20 protein-coding genes are annotated in these 21,974 nt (G+C 64.9%); 11 read left to right on the top strand and 9 right to left on the bottom strand.

Annotated features, from left to right (window positions below):
• The first annotated feature begins 125 nt into the window (after positions 1–125).
• Positions 126–338 (top strand): hypothetical protein, encoded by a 213-nt coding sequence (locus AU465_RS12915; RefSeq protein ID WP_210325085.1) that lies wholly within the window; start codon positions 126–128, stop codon positions 336–338.
• A gap of 30 nt (positions 339–368) precedes the next feature.
• On the opposite strand, the gene AU465_RS12910 is transcribed toward AU465_RS12915, so the two are convergent.
• A complete protein-coding gene (locus AU465_RS12910; protein WP_192247602.1) occupies positions 369–1,382 on the bottom strand; it encodes a sigma-70 family RNA polymerase sigma factor in 1,014 nt (337 codons plus the stop codon).
• Between the two features lie 180 nt (positions 1,383–1,562).
• Here AU465_RS12910 and AU465_RS12905 point away from each other — a divergent pair, with 180 nt between their 5' ends.
• A complete protein-coding gene (locus tag AU465_RS12905; RefSeq protein WP_192247599.1) occupies positions 1,563–2,354 on the top strand; it encodes an SDR family NAD(P)-dependent oxidoreductase in 792 nt (263 codons plus the stop codon).
• A 100-nt stretch (positions 2,355–2,454) separates the two neighbouring features.
• On the opposite strand, the gene dksA is transcribed toward AU465_RS12905, so the two are convergent.
• Positions 2,455–2,871, bottom strand: a complete 417-nt coding sequence (dksA, locus tag AU465_RS12900) for an RNA polymerase-binding protein DksA (protein WP_059185643.1) — start codon at positions 2,869–2,871, stop codon at positions 2,455–2,457.
• A gap of 252 nt (positions 2,872–3,123) precedes the next feature.
• On the opposite strand from dksA, the gene AU465_RS12895 reads away from it, so the two are divergent.
• The 4 genes from AU465_RS12895 to AU465_RS12880 all read left to right on the top strand — a co-directional run bounded on the left by AU465_RS12895 (position 3,124) and on the right by AU465_RS12880 (position 6,890).
• Positions 3,124–3,627, top strand: coding sequence for a SixA phosphatase family protein (locus tag AU465_RS12895; protein WP_192247596.1), 504 nt, complete (start codon positions 3,124–3,126; stop codon positions 3,625–3,627).
• Between the two features lie 63 nt (positions 3,628–3,690).
• Positions 3,691–5,157 carry a YcjX family GTP-binding protein gene (locus AU465_RS12890; RefSeq protein WP_192247592.1) on the top strand — a complete coding sequence of 489 codons (1,467 nt, stop codon included), beginning with the start codon at positions 3,691–3,693 and terminating at the stop codon, positions 5,155–5,157.
• Positions 5,154–6,236 carry a YcjF family protein gene (locus AU465_RS12885; protein ID WP_192247589.1) on the top strand — a complete coding sequence of 361 codons (1,083 nt, stop codon included), beginning with the start codon at positions 5,154–5,156 and terminating at the stop codon, positions 6,234–6,236. Before AU465_RS12890 ends, AU465_RS12885 begins: the two co-directional genes overlap by 4 nt.
• 99 nt (positions 6,237–6,335) lie before the next feature.
• Entirely contained in the window at positions 6,336–6,890 is a 555-nt protein-coding gene (locus tag AU465_RS12880) for a hypothetical protein (RefSeq protein ID WP_192247586.1), read from the top strand.
• Between the two features lie 72 nt (positions 6,891–6,962).
• On the opposite strand, the gene AU465_RS12875 is transcribed toward AU465_RS12880, so the two are convergent.
• Positions 6,963–7,229, bottom strand: coding sequence for a hypothetical protein (locus tag AU465_RS12875; RefSeq protein WP_192247583.1), 267 nt, complete (start codon positions 7,227–7,229; stop codon positions 6,963–6,965).
• 263 nt (positions 7,230–7,492) lie between these two features.
• On the opposite strand from AU465_RS12875, the gene AU465_RS12870 reads away from it, so the two are divergent.
• Together AU465_RS12870 and AU465_RS12865 are read left to right on the top strand one after the other, a co-directional pair.
• Positions 7,493–9,328, top strand: a complete 1,836-nt coding sequence (locus AU465_RS12870; protein WP_192247580.1) for a monovalent cation:proton antiporter-2 (CPA2) family protein — start codon at positions 7,493–7,495, stop codon at positions 9,326–9,328.
• Positions 9,329–9,339: 11 nt separating this feature from the next.
• Entirely contained in the window at positions 9,340–9,888 is a 549-nt protein-coding gene (locus AU465_RS12865) for a DUF924 family protein (protein WP_192247577.1), read from the top strand.
• 67 nt (positions 9,889–9,955) lie between these two features.
• On the opposite strand, the gene folK is transcribed toward AU465_RS12865, so the two are convergent.
• Genes folK through folP form a run of 3 tightly spaced genes read right to left on the bottom strand, consistent with a single transcriptional unit; the run spans position 9,956 to position 11,665 of the window.
• Complete coding sequence (gene folK / locus AU465_RS12860) at positions 9,956–10,468, bottom strand: 2-amino-4-hydroxy-6-hydroxymethyldihydropteridine diphosphokinase (RefSeq protein ID WP_192247574.1); 513 nt, start codon at positions 10,466–10,468, stop codon at positions 9,956–9,958.
• The gene (gene folB / locus AU465_RS12855; protein WP_192247571.1) at positions 10,452–10,811 is read right to left on the bottom strand and encodes a dihydroneopterin aldolase; all 360 of its coding nucleotides are present in this window, start codon (positions 10,809–10,811) and stop codon (positions 10,452–10,454) included. Before folB ends, folK begins: the two co-directional genes overlap by 17 nt.
• Before the next feature lie 2 nt (positions 10,812–10,813).
• Complete coding sequence (folP, locus tag AU465_RS12850; protein WP_192247568.1) at positions 10,814–11,665, bottom strand: dihydropteroate synthase; 852 nt, start codon at positions 11,663–11,665, stop codon at positions 10,814–10,816.
• Between the two features lie 84 nt (positions 11,666–11,749).
• Between folP and AU465_RS12845 the strand changes: the two genes are divergently transcribed.
• Positions 11,750–12,370 carry a DUF922 domain-containing Zn-dependent protease gene (locus tag AU465_RS12845; protein WP_192247565.1) on the top strand — a complete coding sequence of 207 codons (621 nt, stop codon included), beginning with the start codon at positions 11,750–11,752 and terminating at the stop codon, positions 12,368–12,370.
• A 219-nt stretch (positions 12,371–12,589) separates the two neighbouring features.
• Positions 12,590–14,080, top strand: coding sequence for an MDR family MFS transporter (locus AU465_RS12840; protein ID WP_192247562.1), 1,491 nt, complete (start codon positions 12,590–12,592; stop codon positions 14,078–14,080).
• Between the two features lie 5 nt (positions 14,081–14,085).
• Here the strand turns inward: AU465_RS12840 and AU465_RS12835 are convergent, their stop codons facing one another.
• The 3 genes from AU465_RS12835 to AU465_RS12825 form a co-directional block, all read right to left on the bottom strand.
• Entirely contained in the window at positions 14,086–15,117 is a 1,032-nt protein-coding gene (locus tag AU465_RS12835; RefSeq protein ID WP_192247559.1) for an NAD(P)/FAD-dependent oxidoreductase, read from the bottom strand.
• A gap of 93 nt (positions 15,118–15,210) precedes the next feature.
• Positions 15,211–15,531 carry a 2Fe-2S iron-sulfur cluster-binding protein gene (locus AU465_RS12830; RefSeq protein WP_192247556.1) on the bottom strand — a complete coding sequence of 107 codons (321 nt, stop codon included), beginning with the start codon at positions 15,529–15,531 and terminating at the stop codon, positions 15,211–15,213.
• A 165-nt stretch (positions 15,532–15,696) separates the two neighbouring features.
• Complete coding sequence (locus AU465_RS12825) at positions 15,697–16,065, bottom strand: Hpt domain-containing protein (protein ID WP_192247551.1); 369 nt, start codon at positions 16,063–16,065, stop codon at positions 15,697–15,699.
• 291 nt (positions 16,066–16,356) lie between these two features.
• Here AU465_RS12825 and AU465_RS12820 point away from each other — a divergent pair.
• A partial coding sequence (locus AU465_RS12820; protein ID WP_192247548.1) for a kinesin occupies positions 16,357–21,974 on the top strand: 5,618 nt, incomplete at its 3' end.

Here is a 21,974-nt window from a genome sequence, read left to right as displayed (position 1 = left end):
AGCCCGCGCCCGCACCGGCGAGGCAATCTCCGGCGCCGTCTCCGGCGACCGAGCCCGTGTCGCGTCCGCGCGCGACGTCGCCCGTGCCAATGCCGGTGGCGCCGAGCCAGCCGACCGCGAAAGTCATGCCGCTGCCTGCCTATGGAACGAATGGCAGCGTCCGGCATGCCCCGCCGCCGCCCTCCAACGGCTCGATCGACGATACGCTGATGCACGAACTCGAGGCATCGCTGGACGAGTCGCATCCAAAACCGGCGAGCAGCAAGCCGGCGGCGAAGCCTTCGCTCGATGACGAGATGACCAAGCTTCTCGGCGAGCTGGCTAGCCACAAACGCTGACCGGACGATACACGACCTCCAGCCGGCGGTTTATCGGCCTGGAAGCGTCCGCGGCAGGTCGAACCACGGCAACATGCTGCTTTCGAACCTCGTCATCGCGCAGATCCGATCCCCGGACAGCGTCAGCACGATGAGGCCGATCCCGTGGCTGATACCGTCGGATCCACGCAGATAGGCGCCGAACGCCGGTTGGCCATTGGCCCTGGTCGCCGCGAGGTCGAACCTGCGCCCAGCGCCGAAAATGCCGGCGCAGAAACGAGCCACGAGATCCCGGCCCTGATATTCCAGCGGCATCGGCGGCATCGAAACGAACACATCGTCGGTCAGCAGCGTCACCAGCATATCGAGATCTGCAGCTTCATAGGCTCCGACGAACTTCGCCACGATCGCCCTTTCCCGCGCTGAATGGGCGACAGGCGGCGGCTCGCGGCCGGCGGACGGCGGCGTCCGCCGCTGTAGGCCGGCGCGTGCCCGCTTGAGGGCGCTGTTGGCCGATTCCACCGTCGAATCCAGCATTTCGGCGACTTCCTTCGCGTCGAATCCAAGCACATCGCGCAAAATGAGGACGGCCAGCTGGCGCGGCGGCAGCACTTGCATGGCGGTGACGAAGGCCAGCGAAATGGACTCTGTCCGCTCGTAGAGCGCATCCGGGCCGAGCGGTGCGTCGAAAGCGCCGTCAAGCAGGCTGTCGGGAAACGGCTCCAGCCAGACGACCTCGCCTAGGCCGGTCGGCTCGGGCGGTTCGACACCGGGAATATCCCACGCCTTGGCGGGCCGCCGGCTGGCGTTGCGGCGCAAGTTGAGGCAGCGGTTCGTGGCGATCCGGTAGAGCCAGGTGCGCAGCGAGGCGCGCCCTTCGAAGGCATGAAATCCCTGCCAGGCTGAGAGCAGCGTGTCCTGCAGGGCGTCCTCGGCATCCTGGAAGGACCCGAGCATGCGGTAGCAATGCAGCTGGAGCTCGCGCCGATGCGGCGCGATCAGGTCCCGGAACGCTTCGCCGTCGCCCGCCCGTGCCCTCTCGATCAGACCAGCCGTACTCGTCATCGCGCTCTCCCGCGTCTCCTGTCGCCTCATCCCGTTAGACACCCGCCCCGGCCAGAAATGGGCGGCGCCCAGTTTTACGCTGCGCCCAGTTTTACGCTGCGAGGGTGTCTCTATCCGCGGACGGCTCCAACGCGCCGATGCGTTCGAGCGGCCAGGAAGCAAAACCGAAAGGAACAGGACATGTTGCTAAAGGGCAAGGTTGCGGTGATCTACGGCGCCGGCGGCGCGATCGGCGGCGCCATCGCACGGGCATTCGCAAGCGAAGGCGCGAGGGTCTTTCTGACGGGGCACATCCAGCGGCCTGTCGATACTGTCGTAAAGGACGTCATATGGGCCGGCGGAACAGCCGAGGCGGCGGCGGTCGACGCGCTCGACGAACAGGCCGTGGAGACACATCTGCAATCGGTGGTCGACAAGGCCGGCCGCATCGACATCTCGTTCAATGCCATCGGCATGGCGGCTCCCGCGATACTGGGCGTGCCGCTGGCCAAAATGGACGTCGATCAGTTCTCCCTGGCGATCGGAACCTATACGAGGTCCTATTTCCTGACGGCGCGCGCGGCGGCCAGGCACATGATCCCGCAGAAATCCGGGGTGATCATGACCGTCACCGCACTGCCGGCGCGGATCGGCACACCGCTCAACGGTGGCTACGGTCCGGCCCAGGCAGCCAAGGAAGCTCTTACCCGGGACCTGTCGCACGAGCTCGCGCCGCAAGGCATCCGCGTGGTCGGCCTGCGGCCGCATGGCATGCCCGAGACCGGCACGATGCGCGATGTCTTCGAGGTCAAGGCCGAGGCTTCGGGCATGAACTGGGACCAGTTCCAGGCCTATCTCGCCGGCACCACGCATACCAGACGCGTCATGGCGCTGGACGAGGTGGCGAACATCGCGGTGCTCATGGCCTCGGACCGGGCAAGCGGGATGACGGGAACCACCGTGAACCTGTCGATGGGTACCTTGGGCGAATAGCCGGCGAGTTCGCCCTGCGACCTATGAAAGGCCGCCGCAAACAAAAAATGGCCGGAAAACCCGGCCATTTTTCCAAAATCCTGTGCCCACCCTGCCCGCGTCAATCGTCGCGGTAGACCTTCTCGCGGCGCTCGTGGCGCTCTTGCGCCTCGATCGACAGCGTCGCGATCGGGCGGGCGTCGAGCCGCTTCAGCGCGATCGGCTCGCCGGTTTCCTCGCAATAGCCGTAGGTGCCTTCGTCGATGCGCTGCAGCGCGGAATCGATTTTCGAGATGAGCTTGCGCTGGCGATCGCGGGCGCGCAGTTCGATGGCGCGGTCGGTTTCGGAAGAAGCGCGGTCGGCTAGATCTGGATGATTGGCGTTTTCTTGCTGCAGGATTTCGAGAGTTTCACGCGCTTCGCGAAGGATATCGTTCTTCCATGTGATAAGCTTCATGCGGAAGTAAGATTTCTGCCGTTCGTTCATGAACGGCTCGTCTTCGGAGGGTACGTAATCGGCGGTAACGATGTCGTTCATTCGACTCACCCAACAACCCCAAATTTGGCGCCTATATATTCGCGGACAAGGGGCTGCACAAGCGCAAACGATAACAGTTTCACGCATTTGTTAGTCTCGCAGCGGCAGGCATTCGCAACGGCCATTTCTCAACGGTCCGGATCGAATTCATCAGCGATTCGGCGGTTGCGCGTCGTATGCCATTGTGCACGACACCGTTCTGGTGACTAATCGCCAAAACGCTCAGCGCATTCAACATAAAGGGGGAGCCGGTTGAGCAGACTTTATCTGTTGAGGCATGCCAAGGCCGGATGGGCGCTGCCTGGGGTGCGCGATTTCGATCGCCAGCTCGACGAATCCGGCATGGCCGACGCCGAGGCGATGGGCGAAGCCATGCGGGCCCGCGACTACGTGCCGGACGTCACGCTTTGCTCCAACGCCAAGCGGGCGCGGCAGACGCTGGAAGGCCTCGCGGCCCGCACCGACACCGGCCGGGTGCTGTTCTTCGACACGCTCTACAGCGAGGATGCCGCCGGCTACCTCGACATCATCCGCAAGAATGGCGGAGCCGGCTCGCTTCTGGTCATCGGCCACAATCCGATGACGGAGGACCTCGCCATGGCGGTGTCGGGCGATGGCGACGAGACCGCGCGCGGCATGCTCAACCACGGCTTTCCCACCTCCGGCCTCGCCGTCGTGCGTTTTCCGGGTAATCTCGGTGAAGCAGGTCAGGGCAATGGCTATCTCGAAGCCTTTCTCACCCCCGCCGATCTCTGACACCATTTCAAACGCCTTGCCCAAGGCCTATATCGGGCCCTGACGGGCGACCCAGAGGCAGATTTGGCATCATCGCTGACCACTTTCACCGACGAGGCAAGGATCGCGCTCGACACGTTGTCGGGCCGTGCCGCGGGGCTCTTCTCTCCATCGCTGCGCCTGGGCGTCACCGGTCTTTCCCGCGCCGGCAAGACGGTGTTCATTTCCGCTCTCGTGCACAACCTTATCCATGGCGGGCGGTTGCCGCTGTTCGAGGCGCAAAAATCGGGCCGCATCGCCCGCGCCTTCCTCGAGGAGCAGCCGGACGACGCCGTCCCGCGCTTTCAGTACGAGGACCATGTCGCGGCTCTGGTCGACGACCGCGCCTGGCCGGATTCGACGCGCGCCATTTCCGAGCTGCGGCTGACCATCGAATACGAGTCGGCGTCCGGCTGGAATCGGCTGTTTTCGGCGGGAAAGCTATCGGTCGACATCGTCGACTATCCCGGCGAATGGCTGCTCGATCTGCCGCTGCTTGGCAAATCCTTCGCCGATTTCTCGCGCGAGGCCGTCGAGCTTGCGGCACTGCCCGTGCGCTGCGACTTGTCGCAGGGCTGGCTGGCGCTGGCCGCCAAGATCGATCCGGACGCCGACGCCGACGAGATGATGGCGCGCCGCCTCGCCGAACGCTTCGCCGCCTATCTCAAGGCCTGCAAGCTCGACGAACGCGCGCTGTCGACGCTGCCGCCCGGCCGTTTCCTGATGCCGGGTGATCTCGAAGGCTCGCCGGCGCTGACCTTTGCGCCGCTGATGAAGCTGTCGGAGCGACGCCCCCGTTCCGGATCGCTGCAAGCGATGATGGAGCGCCGCTATGAGGCCTATAAGACGCATGTCGTAAAACCGTTCTTTCGCGAGCATATCACCCGCCTGGACCGGCAGATCGTGCTGATCGACGCCATGCAGGCGCTCAACGCCGGCCCGGCCGCCATGGCCGATCTGGAGCGGGCCGTCACCGAAATCCTCTCCTGTTTCCGGCCCGGGCGAGGCAACTTCGTCAGCGACCTGTTTTCAAGGCGCATCGACCGCATCCTGGTGGCGGCGACCAAGGCCGACCAACTGCACCATGAAAGCCATGACCGGTTGCAGGCGATCGTGCGCAGGTTGGCCGATCGGGCCGTCGCACGGGCGAATTTCAGCGGCGCCGATGTCGATGTGGCCGCCATGGCGGCGGTGCGCTCGACCCGCGAGGGCACGGTCAAGCAAGGCCGCGAGACGTTGCCGGTCATCATCGGCACGCCGTTGAAAGGCGAGAGGATCAACGGCGAGACATTCGATGGCAAAGCCGAAACAGCCATATTTCCCGGTGACTTGCCGGAAAAGGCCGATGCAGTGTTCGATGTTTCCGGGCCGGAAAACACCGAACCGGCGATTCGCTTCGTACGGTTCCGTCCGCCGAAGCTCGAGCGGACGGCCGAAGGCGTCACGCTGTCTTTGCCGCATATCCGGCTCGACCGCGCGCTGCAGTTCCTGATCGGAGATCATCTGGCATGACCGCGCCCCGCAAACCGGCGGCCTTCCGCATCAAACCCGAGCCAGCGCCAAAACAGGAGGCGCCGCAGAAGCATCGTGCCGACGAACGACCGGTGCGCAAACCGCAAGGCGCCAGGTCCGATGTCGCGGTCGTCATTCCTTCGGAGATCGACGTTTTCGACGAGCCGGATATCGAGCGGGCGGTGCCGCCGCCGGCGACCGCCCCAAGGAAACGCTCGCTGCTGGCGCGCCTGTTTTTCGGCGCTTTCGGCGTGCTTGGCTCGCTCGCGGTCGGCCTGTGGACGGACCAGCTCATCCGCGACCTCTTCGCGCGCGCCGAATGGCTGGGCTGGCTGGCGGCCGGCATGGCGGCGATCGCGCTTTTGTCGCTGCTCGTCATCGTCATCCGCGAATTCTTCGCCATCGCGCGCCTCGCCGAAGTCGAGAAGCTGCAGCGACGGGCCTTGGATGCGGTGGCGCGCGACGACCCCAAGGCCGCGCGCGCCCTTGTCGATGAGCTTTCCGCCTTTGTCGCGGCCAAACCGGAGACCGCGGCCGGCCGCCGCTCGCTTGCCGAACTGCGCGGTGAAATCATCGACGGCGGCAACCTGGTGCGGCTTGCCGAGACCGAGATCCTGTCGCCGCTCGATGCTCGCGCCAAGACGATGATCCTGGAGGCCGCAAAGCGCGTCTCGCTGGTGACGGCGGTCAGCCCTCGCGCGCTTGTCGACGTTGCCTATGTCGTGTTCGAGGCCGGCAGGCTAATCCGGCGCCTGTCGGAACTCTATGGCGGCCGTCCCGGCACGCTCGGCTTCTTCCGGCTGGCGCGCGGTGTGCTTGCCCATCTGGCGGTGACCGGTTCGATCGCCGTCGGCGACAGTTTCGTGCAGCAGATCGTCGGCCACGGCCTTGCAGCGAAGCTCTCGGCAAAGCTTGGCGAAGGCATCGTCAACGGCATGATGACCGCGCGCATCGGCATTGCGGCGATGGAAACGACGCGCCCGCTGCCTTTCATCGCGGCAAAGCGACCGGGACTAGGCGATTTCCTCTCGGCGCTGACCTCGTTCGCGACCCGAAAGGAGAGCCAGGCCGACCAGTAAGGTAAACGCAGAAACGGTCGCCAGTGACGAAGCATTAACCAATCTTCTTCATGGTCACTCTGGTTCCAACAGCAGACTCGTTCGTGCCGGGTGTCGTCTATGAAAAGCGTAATCTTGTCCTGCGTCCTGCCCGTGACGGTTGCAGTCGTCGCACCGGTCGGCCTGGTCGAAAAGGCCTTTGGCGCAGAGCCCGACAAGCAGTTTTTCCGTTCGGTGGAAGGTAAATGGGTAGGCCCTGGCGAAATCATCGCCGGCAAATACAAGGGCACGAAATTCACCTGCAATTTCAACGGCTCTACGCCGGACGGCAAGGTCGGCATGACACTGGATGGCGACTGCCGGGTCGGCGTTTTTACCCAGAAGATGTCCGCGACCGTCGAACGCCGGGGTCGGGATGGTTATAGAGGCACCTTCATGGGCGGTTCTGCCGGCAACGGGATGGACATCGTCGGCGGCAATGTCGTCGATCCCCAGAAGGTCGTCTTCACCATCAACCGCAATCAGTTGAACGGCGTCATGCAGGCGCGCGTCCCGGACGACAATTCGATGACCGTGACGGTCGCCGTGCGGGTCAACAAGCAGCTGGTGCCGGTCATCGGCATGAGCCTGAAGCGGATCGACACGGTCGAGGTCGGTTCCATCGCGAAAAACTGAGAAAACGCCTCAGCCAGCCAAACAAAAGGCGGCAGCCAATGGCCACCGCCTTCTTTCTTTTGACGGCTTCGCTCAACCCTTGATGGCGGCAGTCACTTCGTCGTAGGCCTTGCAGGCTTCGTCCAGCGTCGTGGCGTTCTGGTATTTCGTCGTCACGGCCTGCACCTTGGCCGTCAGATCGGCCGCCTTGCTCGGATCCTTGGTGATTGCTTCCTGAAGCGCGGCGGCCATGTCCTGCGCCTTCTTGGTGGCGATCTCCTGCGTGCATTCCGGTCCCTTCGAGCAGGCCGAGGCGGCCAGCGCCGCAACACCAACGGCGACGAGCAAAAACTTCTTCATGTCAGTCATCTCCTCAAAAAAGGCAGCCGCCCATCGCCGCTGCCTTCCAATGGCCGAAGCCGGATGTGCCATAACCTCCGATTGTGGCGGCACGCAACGACCGGGCCGCGTAAACTTGTGTAACGAGGCTGCAACAGGAGCTTGCCGGACAGGCGCCTCCTCTGTTTCCTGCCAATGACCCTGCTCTTCCCGCTAGGTTCCCTGCCCTTGCCTCGCGCTCCCACAGCATGCAAGGAGTGCTTCGAGACAACGGGACGACAGGCATGGCGGCTGAAGTATCGAGCAGCGATCTCGTACAGGTAGTGGCGCTGCTTGCTGCCGGCGTGGTCGCCGTACCGATCTTCAAGCGCATGGGGCTGGGTTCCATCCTCGGCTACCTCGCCGCCGGCGTGGTCATCGGGCCGTTCGGCCTCCGTGTCTTTTCCGAATCGGAAGCCATCCTTCACGTCGCCGAGCTTGGCGTCGTCATGTTCCTCTTCATCATCGGCCTGGAAATGCAGCCGTCGCGGCTCTGGGGCCTGCGCCGCGAAATCTTCGGGCTCGGCGCGCTGCAGGTCGGCGTCTGCGCCGTGCTTCTGACCGGCATCGGGTTGGCCGGAGGCTTTCCGATTGCGCAATCCTTCGTCGCCGGCGCCGGCTTCGTGCTGACGTCGACGGCGATCGTCATGCAGTTGCTCGAGGAGCGCGGCGAGATCGCCACGCCCAAGGGCCAGCGCATCGTGTCGATCCTTCTGCTCGAAGACCTCATGATCGTGCCGCTTCTGGCCCTGGTTGCCTTCCTCGCGCCCGGCGGCGCCGAGACCAGCCTGTCGGAGCGGCTGACCGAGGTCGGTATCGGCATCGCGGCGATTGTTGGGCTGGTGGTGGCGGGACGCTATCTGCTCAATCCGCTCTTCCGCATCCTGGCCGATGCCCGCGCCCGTGAGGTGATGACCGCCGCAGCACTGCTGGTGGTGCTTGGATCGGCTTTGGCCATGCAGCTTTCCGGCCTGTCGATGGCGATGGGCGCTTTCCTTGCCGGCGTACTGCTTTCCGAATCGACCTTCCGCCACCAGCTCGAAGCCGACATCGAGCCGTTCCGCGGCATCCTGCTCGGCCTGTTCTTCCTCGCCGTCGGGATGTCGCTCGATCTCGGCGTCGTCGCACAGAACTGGCGCCTCGTCGCGATCTACGTTGTCGCCTACATGATCATGAAGGCGCTCGGCATCTATATCGTCGCGCGCATGCTCAAGAGCCGCCACCGCGAGGCGCTGGAACGCGCCGTCTTCATGGCGCAGGGCGGCGAATTCGCTTTCGTGCTCTATTCCTCGGCAGCCGCGGTCGGCATCATCGACGCCCAGGCCAACGCCACGCTGACCGCCATCGTCATCATCTCCATGGTGCTGACGCCCTTGGCGATTTTGGCGCTGCGCTACCTCACGCCGCGCGACGAGCAATCGCTCGAGGGCGTCGACATCGCCGATGGCCTCACCGGCAGCGTGCTGATCATCGGCTTCGGCCGCTTCGGCCAGATCGCCAGCCAGCCTTTGCTTTTGCGCGGCCTCGACGTCTCGATCATCGACAACGAGGTCGAGATGATCCAGGCGGCGGCCGATTTCGGCTTCAAGGTCTATTACGGCGACGGCACGCGGCTCGACATCCTGCATGCGGCCGGCGCCGGCCGGGCGCGCGCCGTGCTGATCTGCGTCGACAAGCCGGACGCCGCCGTGCGCATCGCGCAACTGATCAAGGCCGAATTTCCGCTGGTCACCATCCTGGCACGCGCCTTCGACCGCGGCACCGCGCTGCAGCTCATCCGCGCCGGCGTCGACTATCAATTGCGCGAGACCTTCGAATCGGCGCTGGTCTTCGGCGGCTCGGCACTGGAAGCGCTGGGCGTCGATCCGGAAGAGGTCGCCGAAGTGATCGAGGACGTCCGGCGCCGCGACGAAGCCCGTTTCGAGACACAGCTGGCCGAAGGCATCCGCGCCGGCCAGCGCTTCCTGAAGGGCAATATCGGCACGCCGATCCCGACGCCGCTGGCGCAGCCGCGTCGCGCCGGCCGGGCACTGAACGAAGAGACGGCCGGCGTGCTGAACAAGGCAGAAACGAAGAGCTGATAGGGTAACGCATGGCAGAGCTCGACGCGCGAGCGCTTTCCGTCACCAAATTCTGGCGCGACGCCGGCGAGGACGCCTGGTTCGAGAAGAACCACGCCTTCGACGCGGATTTCCACAACCGCTTCCTAGAGCTGCACCATGCCGCGGCCCGCCGGGAATGCGACGACTGGAACGCGCATGCCGAAGGATCGCTGGCGCTGATGATCCTGCTCGACCAGTTCCCCCGCAACTGCTTCCGCGGCACCGGACATATGTATGCGACCGATCCGCTGGCCAGGCATTTCGCCGACCGGGCGATCGCCGCCGGCCAGGACCTGGCCCTAGACGAGGTCGTCCGCGTCTTCCTCTATCTGCCTTTCGAGCATTCGGAGTCGCTTGCGGATCAGGAGCGGTCGGTGGAACTCACGGCCGCGCGGGCGCCGGACTATCTCAAATACGCCGAGGAGCATCTGGAGATCATCCAGCGCTTCGGTCGCTTTCCGCATCGCAACCGGGTGCTCGGTCGCGAGACGACGCCTGAGGAACAGGCATTTCTCGACGGCGGCGGCTTCTCCGGCTGACAGCCGGAGCAATTCCAGGAAAACTGTGTAACGGTTCTCCATCCGCAATTGCGCGAAAGCAAACGGCTCAGTCGAGCCACCACTCCCGGCCCGACGGCAGCCGCTCGATCCCCGACGTGTCGACGACGCCGAGCCGCTCCGACACGCTTTTGCCACCGACCAAGAGATCGGGTGCGATCTCGGACAGCGGGGCCAGCACGAAGGCCCGCTCCAACATGCGCGGATGCGGCACTTCGAGCCCGGTCTCGTGGATCACCCGGTCGCCGAACACGAGGATGTCGATGTCGATCAGGCGTGGGCCCCAGCGCTCCTCGCGCACTCGCTTCAGGCGCCTTTCGACGTCCAGGCAAAGATCGAGGAGAGCGCGCGGCGACAGCGCCGTTTCGATCGCGGCCGCGGTGTTGAGAAAATCCGGCTGGTCGAGCTTGCCCCAAGGCGGCGTGCGGTAGAGCGAGGAGACGGCGGTGACGCGCGTTCTGTCGTCGCCGTCCAGCATGCGCAGCGCCGCGGCCATGGATTTCGCCGGGTCGCCGAGATTGCCGCCGAGACTGAGGTAGACTGCGTTATTCTGGCCAGACAACGGTCACCTCGACATGATCGAGCACGCCCGGCACCGGGGCGTTCGGCTTGCGCACCGTGATCTCGGCTTTCCTGATCTGCGGAAACCGCGCCGCCAGTGCCTTCGCCACCTCCAGCGCCAGCGCCTCGATCAGGAAACGCCGATGCCCGGTGACGATTTTTTCGATGACCGCGAAGGCGATGCCGTAATTGACGGTATCCTCGATGGAGTCCTCCTCCAGCGGACGGCTGGGCTCGACCGTCAGCTCGGCGTCGACATAGAAACGCTGGCCGAGCGTCTCCTCCTCGTCCAGCACGCCGTGCCGGGCAAAGAAGGCGCAGTTCTTCATGCGGATGACATACATGGTCAGCGTCCGGGAGAAAGATTTTCTCGCGCCAGCATAGCATCGGCCACCGCCAGCGCATCCACGTTGATTGCGACATCGTGGACGCGAAAAAGATCGGCCCCTTTGAGCCGCAGGATGACGCTGGTGGCCGCGGTGCCGACCGCACGCTCGGCAGGCTCGCGCCCCGTGACGCCGCCGATGAAACGCTTTCGCGACGTCCCCGCCATCAGCGGAAAGCCAAGTGCCTGAAGTTCCGAGAACCGCGCCATCAGGTCGAGGTTTTCCTCTGTCGTTTCCTTGGCGAAGCCGAAGCCCGCGTCGAGCACGATCTGGCCATCGGAAACATTGCCGGCGCGCGCGATCTCCAGCGATCTGCGCAGGAACAGGAACTGGTCCTCGATCACGTCCGGCAGCTTTTGCCGCTCGCGGCCGGTATGCATGATGATCAGCCCCGCGCCCGTCTCGGCGGCAACCCGCGCGATGCCGGGCTCGCGCTGCAGGCCCCAGACATCGTTGACGATATGCGCGCCGGCGGCAACGGCCCGCCGCGCGGTATCCTCGCGATAGGTGTCGACCGAGATCAGCGCCTCGTCCGATGCCGCGAGCGCCTCGATGATCGGCAGCACCCTCGCCTGCTCCTCCTCGGCGGAGATCGGGGCAAAGCCTGGCCGCGTCGATTCCCCGCCGATATCGATGATGGCGGCCCCCTCTTCCGCCATGCGGCGCGCCTGGGCTATCGCCTTCTCCGGCGCGATGAACAGCCCGCCGTCGGAAAAGCTGTCCGGAGTGACGTTGAGGATGCCGACGACGACCGCCTTTGGGCCGAGGTCGAGATGGCGTCCATGCGCGAGCTGCCATCGCCTTGTCGTCATTGTCCATCAACCATGTGTGATCCGCACGAAATCAATTCCGTTGCGCTGGCAAGGCCCGTAAAGCAAGGTGCGTGAAGAGGCAACATGATGAACCGTCCCCTGCTCTGCACCCTGATGTTCGCGCTCACCGCCATGCCGGCCGGCGCGGCCAGTCTAGTCAAGACCTACAGCTATTTCAGCGTCGGCGGCCGCACGCTGGACGATATCGAAAAACAGCTGACGAAAAACGGGCCTGAAGTGAAGAGCACCGGCTCCAGGCATCCGGGTGCCACGCAGATGGCTTTCACCACCCGGGTCAGCTATGCGCAGACGGCGAATTCCTGCCGGATCGCGAACGCGCAGGTCACCGTGAAGGTCAAGGTAATCCTCCCGGAATGGCGGCGGCCGCGCAAGGCCGATCCGGACGTCAGGCTGTTCTGGGACACGCTGTCGGCGGACATCAAGCGCCATGAGGAGCGCCACGTCGAGATCGCCAAGAACCACGCGCGCGAACTCGAGGACGCGTTGAAGGCGACCTATCCGCAACAGAACTGCGAAGCCGCGAAGGCCAAGGCCGCCGAAATCTCGGCCGCCATCCTCGCCAAGCATGATCGCGCCCAGGTGCAGTTCGACCGCGTCGAAAGCGTCAATTTCGAAAGCCGGATCATCCGGCTCCTGCGCTACCGCATGCAGCGCATCCAAAGCGGCCAGTTGCCGCCGGCTTGACCATCGGAGCGGCGATGCCGGCGAAAGCCAATCCCGCCGAAACATGGTGCCAGATTCGAAAAACTTTCGAGCGGTGGTCGAAAACGGCCTATATCGGACGACATATATCGGGTTCGATGCCCGGCGGACTTTGGCAACACGAGACACGAACGACAGGCGCGAGACGCCCCGCACCGGCTGGCTCCTGCCGGCGGCGCACCGACCTTGAAAGAACGATGCATGGACCAGACCGTCGACAATCGCACGACGATGGCGACAACCGCCTCGCCTTCGATCAGCGAGAGCGAGAAGAACGCCATCATCGGCGGCGTGCTGCTGTCGATGCTTTTGGCGGCGCTTGACCAGACCATCGTCGCGCCTGCTTTGCCGACCATCGCGCGTGCGCTCGGCCACGCCGAGTATCTGCCCTGGATCGTGACCGGCTATCTGCTGACGGCCACGGCGATGGCGCCGCTCTATGGCAAGATTTCCGACGTCTACGGCCGCCGGCCGGTCATCTACGCCGCCATCCTGATCTTTCTCCTGGGATCGCTGGTCAGCGCTCTGGCCCCCAATATGCTGGTGCTGGTCATTGGCCGGGCGATCCAAGGCGCGGGTGGCGGCGGGCTTTTCGCGCTCGCGCAAACCGTCATCGGCGATCTCGTGCCGCCGCGCGAGCGAGCCCGCTACGCCGCCTGGATAGCTGGTACCTGGGCGGTCGCCAGCGTCGCCGGTCCGCTGCTTGGCGGTGTCTTCGCAGAGCACCTGCACTGGTCGCTGATCTTCTGGATCAACCTGCCGATCGGCTTCCTGGCGATGGCGATCATCAACAATCCGCTGAAGAAGCTGCCGATCGCAGCGAAGCACCACCGCATCGACGGACTTGGCGCGGTGCTCCTGGTGATCGCCACGGCGCAGCTGCTCCTGGCGCTCAACTGGGGCGGCAGCACCTATCCGTGGTTCTCTCCGGAAATCCTCGGGCTGGTGGCCTGCTCGGCCGTGTTTTGGGCGCTGTTCGCGCTGCGGCTGCTGAGGGCCAGCGAGCCGCTGATCTCACTCGAAGTGCTGGGCAATCGAATCGTGCTTGCCGGCACGCTGTCGATGTTTCTGCTGCAGGCGGCCAACATTGGCGCCTCGGTTTACCTGCCGGTCTATCTGCAGTCGGTCGTCGGGCTCTCCGTCAGCGAATCCGGCACCGCCATGCTCGGTCTCCTGCTCGGCACCGTCGCCGGCGCCACATTCAGCGGCCGCATGATCCCGCGCTTCGTCCACTACAAGCGCATCGCCATGGTCGGCCTCATTTTGGCGATCGTCTGCATCGGCGTGCTCAGCGCCATCGCGGGACACGCCTCGCTGCTCGAAGTCGAAATCCTGACGACCATGATCGGCCTGGGCAGCGGCACGACCTTCCCCGTCAGCACCGTCTCGGTTCAGAACGCGGTCGATCGCGCCCATCTCGGCGTCGCGACCGGCGTCCTGACCTTCCTGCGCTCGCTGGGCGGCGCGCTTGGCGTCGCCTTGCTCGGCGCCGTCGCGCTCGGCTACGGTCTGCCGCTCTCAGCAGAGGGCTCGCAGACGCATATCGAGCTGACATCGGCGATGCCGTTTGTGATGATCTTCCTGACCGCCGGCATCACGCTTGTCCTGGCATTGATCGCGCTGGCGCTGATGCCGGAAAAGCCGCTGCGCGGCAAGGACGAGCACGCAGAGCCGCCCGTGCTCGGCGAGTGACGGCATCAATCGTGGACGCCGAGCTTCTTTTGCAGACTGGTCGACGAGGTCGTGTACTGGAAGACGATGCGCTCGCCGGGGCTGACGATGCGTTTGGCCGCCTGCGCCATCAGGGCGACCTCATGGAAGCCCGACAGGATCAGCTTCAGCTTGCCCGGGTACCAGTTGATGTCGCCGACGGCGAAGATGCCGGGAACCGATGTCTGGAACTTCTCGGTGTCGACCGGGATCAGGTTCTCATGCAGGTTCAGCCCCCATTCGGCGATCGGCCCGAGTTTCATGGTGAGGCCGAAGAACGGCAGCATGCGGGTGCAAGGCACCTCGACATCGCCATCCGGACCGCCCTTGATCGTCGCGGATGACAGCTGGCCGTCGGCCCCGGCGAGGCCGCTCACCTGACCGACCAGGAATTCCAGCTCTTTCATCTCCTGCATGGCATACATCTTGTTGACGCTGTCGGGTGCGGCCCGGAACTCCGGGCGCCGGTGGACGAGCGTCACGCTTTTGGCGATCGGCTGCAGGTTGAGCGTCCAGTCGAGCGCCGAATCGCCGCCGCCGACGATGACGAGGTCGTGGCCGCGAAATTCCTCCATGCGCCGGACCGAATAGAAGACGCTCTTGCCTTCATAGGCCTCGATGCCCGGGATGGGCGGGCGCTTGGGCTGGAACGAACCGCCGCCGGCGGCAATCACCACCACCTTGGCCTCGAATATCTCGCCTTCGTCGGTGGTGACGCGAAAGCTGCCGTCCTCGAGCTTTTCGAGGCTGGAGACCATACGGTTGAAGGTGAAGTCGGGCTTAAAGGGGTGGATCTGCTCAAGCAGCTTGTCGACCAGGCCCTGGGCAGTGATCAATGGCCAGCCGGGAATGTCGTAGATCGGCTTTTCCGGATAGAGCTCGGCGCATTGCCCGCCGGGACGGTCGAGGATGTCGATGAGATGGCACTTCATATCGAAGAGCCCGAGCTCGAATACGGCGAACAGGCCGATCGGCCCTGCCCCGACAATAAGTACGTCAGTCTTGATTGTATCGGTCATACGATGCGCCTTGTGCCAAACTGGCGCGACACTGCATGAGCATTGGCCTGCTGCCAAGCAGCCACCGGCAAAATGGGAAAATGCAGAGTTGGTTCAGCCCTGGCGTTCGGGCACGCGGACGACGAGGCCGTCGAGCGCGTCGCGCACCTTGATCTGGCAGGACAGGCGCGAGTTTGGCCGGACCTCGTAGGCGAAGTCCAGCATATCTTCCTCCATCGCCTCCGGCTCGCCGACTTCGGCCGTCCAAGCCTCGTCGACATAGACATGGCAGGTCGCGCAGGCGCAGGCGCCGCCGCATTCCGCCTCGATGCCGGGCACCGCGTTGCGGATCGCGTTTTCCATGACGGTCGAACCGTTTTCGGCTTCCACGTCGAATTGAGTGCCGTCATTGGCGATGTAAGTCAGCTTGGTCATTGGTCACCTGAGGAGTCGCAGCGGAGATAATCACTCCACCGGACAAGTCAACTGCGGCAGGAAAACGCCATCAAATGACGTTTTTCGGAAGGTGGCTGCTCGCCGGCGCTAAGGCGCGGCGGCCGGTTGGAAGCGCGTCGCTCGAACCTTCTGAAGCACGGCGCTTCAGCGGCTGATGGCGGCGATGAAGTCCCTCACTTCCTCGATCAATATGCCAAGCTTCTTCAGGGTGCGGGCGTCCTCGGGCTGCTTTTCGATTGCCGCGGCGCATTCGGCGACGGCAAAGGCACCGATGCCGCGCGCCGAGCCTTTCAGGCTGTGTGCAAGGAGGACCCGTTCCTTGGCATCGGCATCGGCGATCTTGTCCCGCACCGAAAGCGCCTGCTGCACGAAGAGCGCCAGCACTTCCTGTTCGAGCGCGCGATCATCCATCGTCTGCCTAGCAAGATGGGCCATATCCACAGGTCGCGACCCTGCCGTTCCCGACACGTCGCCGCCGGGCATGGAAAACGCGATTCCACTGTCACCACGCATACGCACTGCAACTCCTGCAAAAGGCGGCTTGCCGCCAAAAAAATAGGCGACCCGCGTCGCCATCGGGTTAACGGTTGCCTGGGAAAAATGTTGTCACGGAGGCAGCCCAAATCACGCTTGCGTTAACCCTATATTTAAAGTTTTACGTATCGCCCGGAATGCATGTTTTCTTTACCCCTGTGTGTCATTACGATACGAACGTCCATTTTCAGCCTCCTGTCTGGGACCAGACAAGCCAGAATCAGGCCAAAATCATAAGTCCCGCGGCAGCTAGTACAGGGTAGCGAAGGCATGGCTAAGAAACCGACGACGACCAAATCTCTCGAGAGCGACGTAGCCGCGGAACTGGAAAAGGCGCTTGACCTTGACCTTAACGGCGAAGGCGGGCTCGACATGGCCGCGTCGATGGAAGATCTCGAAGCCCAGATTTCGGCCGCCGCGGACGAACTGGCGCGCGAAGGCCGCAGCCAGAGGGCTGAGCCGGCAAATGAGCCTCAGGCCGCGAAGGCCGCGCCTCAGCCGAAGCCGGCGGAGCTGCGCCCGGTCGAATCGCGCGGTTCGCAGCCGGCCGGTTTTACGCCGGCTCCAGCCGGTTTCACGCCGGCAAATGATGACCGCCAGAAGGATTACCGAACGCTTTTGCACAGCCTCAACCGGCGCGCGTCCAGCACCGTCTACTGGGTCACAGCGTTCATTTCGCTTGCCTGGATGGCCGGCGCCGGCGGCCTCGCCAACCTTCTGTTCGGTCCGGGCATCTGGAAGATCCGTACCTTCGATGAGTTTTTCGCCCGCCCCGAGCTGATCGGCCTGGCGGTTGCGGCGATCATCCCGGTCATTCTGTTCTGGGCCTTCGCCGCGATGATCCGGCGCGCGCAGGAAATGCGCCTTGCCGCGCAATCGATGACCGAAGTGGCCTTCCGCCTCGCCGAGCCCGAAAACCTTGCCCAGGATCGCGTCATGATGATCGGCCAGGCCGTGCGCCGCGAGGTGGCGGCCATGGGCGAAGGCATCGAGCGCACTCTGGCGCGCGCCGTCGAGCTCGAAACGCTCGTCCATAGCGAAGTCAGCCAGATCGAGCGCTCCTATTCCGAAAACGAGGCTCGCATCCGCTCCCTGGTCGACGGGCTCGGCAGCGAGCGCGAAGCGGTCGTCACCCATGCCGAGCGCGTGCGCGCCTCGATCCATGGCGCCCACGAGACGTTGCGCGACGAGATCGGTGCAGCCAGCGACATCATCCGCGACTCGATCCTCAACGCCTCGACCAAGCTGTCGATGACGATCAACAATTCCGGCGACACGCTGATCGATCGCATCAACGAAAGCTCGACGTCGATCTTCGATTCGGTCGAAACCCGGCTCGATTCGATCACCGACCGCCTGTCGACCTCGGGCGAGGCCTTTGCCAGCCTGCTCGATACCCGCATCGCCAAGCTGACTGACACCACCGACGGCCTCACCCGCTCGCTGACCGACCTGCTCGACGACCGCACCAGCGGCATGGTCTCGCTGCTCGGCGGCGCCGCGCGGACGCTGAGCTCCGAGTTCGAAGCGAGCCTCAACGGCATCGAGCGCACGCTGGCCGAGCGCGGCCAGGCGCTGATCGGCGAATTCCAGACCCGCGCCGAGGCGCTCGACACCGGCACGCAGAAGCTCAATGCCGCGCTCGAGGCCCGCGCCCGTCAGATCAACGAGACGCTGGTCGAGCGCGCGCGCGAAATCGCCAACACCTTTGCCGAGAGCAAGGATACGCTGTCGGCGATGATCGACCAGGGCAAGACCCAGATCGGCGCCGATATGGCCGATATCATCTCGTCAACCTCGTCCATGCTCGAAGCCCGCGCCACGGATTTCGCCGGACGCATGGAGGCCGCCCGCCACGTCGTGTCGCGTTCCTTCGACGCCGACATCCAGCGGCTTTCCAATGCCCGTGTCGGCATCGAGGAAGCCGTCGAGAACCACAGCCGCATGCTTTCCGAAAGCCGTGACCGCATGGCCGCCGCCATGCAGGAGGATCTGGCGAAATTCGCCGAGGGCCGCGCCGAGATCGACGCCGCCGTCACCAATCAGGTGCAGAAGCTGGCGGAAGGCCGCAGTCTGATCTCGCGCGCCTTGGAAGAGGACCTGCGCAAGGTCAACGAGTCGCGCGCCACTATCGATGCTTCGTTGGGCAGCCATCTCGAACAGCTCGAAGAGGGTCGCAACCGCCTTTCCCAGGCATTGAACGAAGACTCCGGCAAACTCGTGCAAACTCGCACAATGATTGATGAAATGGTCGCTGGCCATGTCGGCAAACTGGCCGAGGGCCGCAACATTCTGGCGCGCGCGCTGGAAGCCGATCTCGGCAAGCTGGCGGACAGCCGCGCTTCGATCGACGGCCTCGTCGCCGGCCAGGTCGAGAAGATCGCGGAAGGGCGCGCGGTGCTCGCCAAGGCGCTCGAGACCGACATCATCGGCATCAGAAGCCTGATCGAGACCCATTCGACCAAGCTCGCCGAGGATCGGGGCGAGCTCAGCCGCGCGCTGGAGGACGACCTCAGCGGCATCCGTGGCCTGATCGACAGCCACGCCGGCAAGCTCGCGGACGACCGCAGCCTGCTGTCGCAGACGCTGGAGGCCGACCTTGCCAAGCTCGCCGAGAGCCGCGCCTCGATCGACGGGCTGGTCGCCGGCCAGGTCGAGAAGCTCGCCGAAGGCCGCGATATCCTCAAGCGCGCCCTGGAGGCGGACCTCAACACGATCAAGGGCGCCATCGCGGGACACTCCGACAAGGTCCTGGAAGACCGCGCGCAGCTGTCGAAGGCCCTGGAAGCCGACCTGCAGACGGTCAGCGGCGCAATCTCCGACCACCAGAACCGGCTTGTGCAGGATCGCTCGGTGCTGTCGAAGTCGCTCGAGGACGATCTGGCCAAGCTCGCGGAGAGCCGCTCCTCGATCGACGGCCTGGTCGCCGGCCAGGTCGAGAAGCTCGCCGAAGGCCGCGACATCCTCAAGCGCGCGCTGGAAGCGGACCTCAACACCATCCAGGGTGCCATCGTCGATCATTCGCAGAAGATCAGCGACCATCGCGCCGAGCTGTCGCGCGCCCTCGATTCCGACATGACCAATGCCAGCGGTCTCATGCAGACCCACGCCGACAGGCTTTCGCAGGACCGCGCGATGCTGTCCAAGGCCCTGGAGGACGACCTCGCCAAGCTGGCCGAAAGCCGCTCCTCGATCGACGGGCTGGTCGCCGGCCAGGTCGAGAAGCTCGCCGAAGGCCGCGACATCCTCAAGCGGGCGCTCGAAGCGGATCTTGCCAAGCTCGCCGAAAGCCGCGCCTCTATCGATGGCCTCGTTGCCGGCCAGGTCGAGAAGCTTGCGGAGGGCCGCGATGTGCTCACGCGGGCTCTCGAGGCCGATCTCGCCAAGCTGGCCGAAAGCCGAGCCGGTATCGACGGGCTGGTCTCCGGCCAGGTCGAGAAGCTCGCCGAAGGTCGCGATATCCTCAAGCGCGCGCTCGAAACCGACCTGCAGAAGCTGGCGGAAAGCCGCTCGGAGCTCGACGACATCATCTCCGGTCATGTCGGCAAGCTGTCCGAAGGGCGCAACACGCTGGCTCGCGCCCTCGAGGAGGATCTCGCCAAGCTCGCCGAGGCGCGCAAGGACGTCGACCGTTCGGTGTCCGGCCACATCGACCAGATCGCCGCCAAAAGCAGCGACATCTCGGCGGCGATCGCGGCCGATGTCGAGAAGATCGAGCAGGCCTTCAGCCGCCAGACCGGCATCATCGAAGAGCGCGCCAGCACCATGGAGCGTGCGCTCTCGACCGGCGTCGACAATGTGCGCGGCGTTCTCGAAAAGACCGCCGTCTTCGTTGCCGGCGCGCTGCGCGACAAGGTGATGGAAGTCACAAGCACACTGCATGAGCAGGCCGGAGCCGCCTTCAGCGACGCCGATCGCAAGATCGCCGAACGCGCCGAGCAGACTTCGGCCGCGCTGCTCGCCAGGGCCGAAGACATTGCCAACGCCTTCGAGCAGGCCGACCGCCGCCTGCACGAGCGCGCTCAGGACACCTCCAGCATGCTGATGGCCCGCGCCGACGATGCGTCCAACGCGCTCATGGCCCGCGCCGAGGAAACTGCCGACAAGCTGGCCTCCCGCGCCGGCCAGATCGCCGGCACTTTCGACGCCGCCGACCAGAAGCTGGTCGCTCGCGCGGTCGAAACGGCGCAGTCGCTGGCGGCTCGCGCCGGCGACATCCTGCGCAACTTCGAGGGCGCCGACGAGCGGCTGAGCATGCGCATCACCGAATCTGCCGAAGCCTTGGCCGCACGCGCCTCCGATCTCGGCCGCATCTTCGATGCCGCCGACCAGCATCTGATTTCGCGCATCGCGGAAGGCTCGGAAGCACTGTCGTCGCGGGCGTCCGAGATCGCCCGCATCTTCGACGACGCCGACAGCCGCCTGGTATCGCGCATCGCCAGCAGCACTTCGACCATCGGCGAACATGCCGACACCATTGTCGGCGCGTTCGCCGCCACCGAGCAGCGCGTCGCCGATCGCGCCCGGCAGACCGGCCAGGAACTCGCCGCCCACGCCCGCGAGATCGAGCAGGCGCTTGCCGGCGCCGACGAGCGGCTGGCCTCGAGCGCGGCCGCGGCGGCGGCCCGTGTCGAGGAGCAGGTGGCGAGCGTCGAGAACCGCCTCGCCTACACCACCGAAACGATGGGCCAGAAGCTCAACGATCAGGTCTCCAGCGCCGAGGCGCAGCTCATCTCGCGCGCCAACGTCATCGCCGAAACGTTCACGGCGGTCGGCCAGCATATCGGCCAGAGCACCAACGAGGCGGCAAAGACCATCGGCGCCAACACCCGCGAGCTCAATACCATGCTCGCAGCGCGCTCCGCCGAAATGTCGAAGATCCTCGACGAGACGGCGCGTCCCCTGGTCGAGCGCTTCGCCCAGGGCGGCTCCGAGCTGCAAAAGAGTATGGAAGAGGTCACCGAACGGGCGACCGAGAAGCTGCGAAGCGAAAACGCGGCCCTCGTCAATGCGCTCGCCAACCGCACCGCCGAGACGCTTTCGGCGGTCGAGGGCGCGCGCTCGACGCTGGCCGACAGCGTTGCCGACCTTATCGGCCGCATGACAACCTCCAGCGCGCAACTCGGCCAGCTGATCGATCAGGCGGCCGTCAATCTCGGCCAGGTCGAGGAGCGCCTGACCGGCAGCACGCAGAGCTTTGCCTCGACAACGGAGAAGGCCGCCCAGACCTTCGCCAGCTCGGCACGCCTCGTCGATTCCAACACGACGCGGCTCACCGATCTGTCGTCGGCGACCTTGCGCGAAGTCGCTTCGATCGCGACCAAGTTCGACGAGCACAGCCGTCTGCTGTCGAGCGCCTCGGACCTGCTAAGCTCCGCGCAGAGCAATCTCGAGCACACGCTGGAGCGGCAGTCCTCGCTGGAAGACCTCGCCGTCGGCCTGGTCAAGAAGTCGGAAGACCTCGAGAAGGTCATGCGCTCGTTCGAGAGCCTTGTGGGCCAGACGATGCAGAACGCCGAGGGCCGGACGATGGAATCCGCGGAGAAGATCCGCACCGCCATCGCCGAGGTCGTCGATTCGGCGACGCGGCGCTTCGCCGACGCGACCGAGGAGATGCGGCGCACCGCCGGCTCGATCAAGAGCGAGTTGGACCTCACCCGCGCCGAGCTCAAGAAGGGCGTCATCGAGATGCCGGAGGAGGCCAAGGAATCGACCTCGGCCATCCGCCGCGCCGTATCCGAGCAGATCAACGCGCTCAAGGAACTATCTGATATCGTTGCGAAATCCGGCCGCAGCGGCAGCAGCGAGACCGGCGAGCCGCGCGGATTGCGTCCCGCACCGCAGGCGCCTGCCCGCCCCGTCGAACAGCCGTTGCGCCGGCCGCCGGC

The sequence above is a fragment of the Mesorhizobium silamurunense genome (assembly GCF_014843905.1).
Taxonomy (GTDB): domain Bacteria; phylum Pseudomonadota; class Alphaproteobacteria; order Rhizobiales; family Rhizobiaceae; genus Mesorhizobium; species Mesorhizobium silamurunense.
Note: the sequence above shows the minus strand (reverse complement) of the source record. Positions and strands in the feature narration are given on the sequence as shown.

Bases quoted from the DNA above. Each gene is read 5' to 3' on its own strand.
- AU465_RS12915 (WP_210325085.1), top strand. From the start codon at position 126: ATGCCGCTGCCTGCCTATGGAACGAATGGCAGCGTCCGGCATGCCCCG.
- AU465_RS12910 (WP_192247602.1), bottom strand. From the start codon at position 1,382: ATGACGAGTACGGCTGGTCTGATCGAGAGGGCACGGGCGGGCGACGGC.
- AU465_RS12905 (WP_192247599.1), top strand. From the start codon at position 1,563: ATGTTGCTAAAGGGCAAGGTTGCGGTGATCTACGGCGCCGGCGGCGCG.
- dksA (WP_059185643.1), bottom strand. From the start codon at position 2,871: ATGAACGACATCGTTACCGCCGATTACGTACCCTCCGAAGACGAGCCG.
- AU465_RS12885 (WP_192247589.1), top strand. From the start codon at position 5,154: ATGACCGCGCCCCGCAAACCGGCGGCCTTCCGCATCAAACCCGAGCCA.
- AU465_RS12880 (WP_192247586.1), top strand. From the start codon at position 6,336: ATGAAAAGCGTAATCTTGTCCTGCGTCCTGCCCGTGACGGTTGCAGTC.
- AU465_RS12875 (WP_192247583.1), bottom strand. From the start codon at position 7,229: ATGAAGAAGTTTTTGCTCGTCGCCGTTGGTGTTGCGGCGCTGGCCGCC.
- AU465_RS12870 (WP_192247580.1), top strand. From the start codon at position 7,493: ATGGCGGCTGAAGTATCGAGCAGCGATCTCGTACAGGTAGTGGCGCTG.
- AU465_RS12865 (WP_192247577.1), top strand. From the start codon at position 9,340: ATGGCAGAGCTCGACGCGCGAGCGCTTTCCGTCACCAAATTCTGGCGC.
- folB (WP_192247571.1), bottom strand. From the start codon at position 10,811: ATGTATGTCATCCGCATGAAGAACTGCGCCTTCTTTGCCCGGCACGGC.
- folP (WP_192247568.1), bottom strand. From the start codon at position 11,665: ATGACGACAAGGCGATGGCAGCTCGCGCATGGACGCCATCTCGACCTC.
- AU465_RS12845 (WP_192247565.1), top strand. From the start codon at position 11,750: ATGATGAACCGTCCCCTGCTCTGCACCCTGATGTTCGCGCTCACCGCC.
- AU465_RS12840 (WP_192247562.1), top strand. From the start codon at position 12,590: ATGGACCAGACCGTCGACAATCGCACGACGATGGCGACAACCGCCTCG.
- AU465_RS12835 (WP_192247559.1), bottom strand. From the start codon at position 15,117: ATGACCGATACAATCAAGACTGACGTACTTATTGTCGGGGCAGGGCCG.
- AU465_RS12830 (WP_192247556.1), bottom strand. From the start codon at position 15,531: ATGACCAAGCTGACTTACATCGCCAATGACGGCACTCAATTCGACGTG.
- AU465_RS12825 (WP_192247551.1), bottom strand. From the start codon at position 16,065: ATGCGTGGTGACAGTGGAATCGCGTTTTCCATGCCCGGCGGCGACGTG.